We start from the raw sequence: 1,030 nt of genomic DNA, 5'->3' as shown, positions 1-1,030 counted from the left end.
CTGCGGTTTGGTCTAAATCCATAGCTGTTAGGGTCGGCAAGTGTTTCTGATACAGGCTCCAGAGCAAGAAGATGAAGCGCTTGCTGCGCTCTATCGACCATGCAGGGGATACCTAGTGGTCTGAGCTTGCCATTTTTCTTGGGGATGTAGATACGCTTGAGCGGTTTGGCTTGATAAGCTTTTCTGCTCAATTGATTGACTGCTTTCATGCGGCGCGTATCTGTATTCCAGATAACGCCATCAATTCCAGGCGCTTTACTGCCTTTATTTTGAGATACCCGCTTAACAGCAAGAAGTTTTGCTGATCGCGAGTGAGTCAGTATCCACTGCAACGCTTTCGCTTTGCTGTGTTTACCTTCTCGTGTTGCCTTTGCAATACGCATCTGAAGCTTTAAAACATGAGATTCAACGTCTTTCCAATTGGTGGATTGCCATTGAGCACTGTCAGGAGATGCACTAATCTCTTTTGAAATCATCATTTGCGTTTCTCCTTGAATAAAGTTCTTCAAATTCTCTTGCAACGGAAGACCAGTCGGAAGTCAGCCCACTTTCGTGATCAGATAGGGATCTGTATCTGCATCGTTACAATGCAGCCTTCGCTTTTTCCAACCTCCTATACCTGCATCACTATCGGCCACGAAGGCTTTCCCAGAGGGAGTGATACAGGCTTACCGTGTTCCGTATGTCGCGCAATGTCAGTGTAGATGCCCGCTATAGTGCGGAGAGTTCAACGATCACGAAAGAGCACGGGGCAATCTCTTTCCGACTCTCATGCCTTTTGGCCACAGCGTATTAACCACTTCCGCTGATTCATCATATAACGCACCTTATGCGGATTCACTTATGTTCATCATGCTGACTACCTAGCACTCACCCGATTGTGGTTATCAGGAGGATCGTTCTCTCGCGATTTAGATCCCGACTGGTGCATGACCAGTCTTCGTTACATTGTCAGACTCGCTACTTTATTCAGAGTCCTAGGTTCATCTGGTGATACAGATGGTTCACACATTAAGCGGTGAACAGCGCT

The 1,030-nt window shown here is 46.9% G+C and carries 1 protein-coding gene; it reads right to left on the bottom strand.

Translation table 11 applies throughout. The features are described from left to right. On the bottom strand, window positions 1-479 hold a 479-nt coding region (locus NB504_RS02455; protein WP_258428190.1), incomplete at its 3' end, for a reverse transcriptase N-terminal domain-containing protein. Between the last annotated feature and the right edge of the window lie 551 nt (window positions 480-1,030).

The sequence above is a fragment of the Vibrio sp. RM-69-4 genome, from assembly GCF_024743775.1.
Taxonomy (GTDB): domain Bacteria; phylum Pseudomonadota; class Gammaproteobacteria; order Enterobacterales; family Vibrionaceae; genus Vibrio; species Vibrio anguillarum.
Note: the sequence above shows the minus strand (reverse complement) of the source record. Positions and strands in the feature narration are given on the sequence as shown.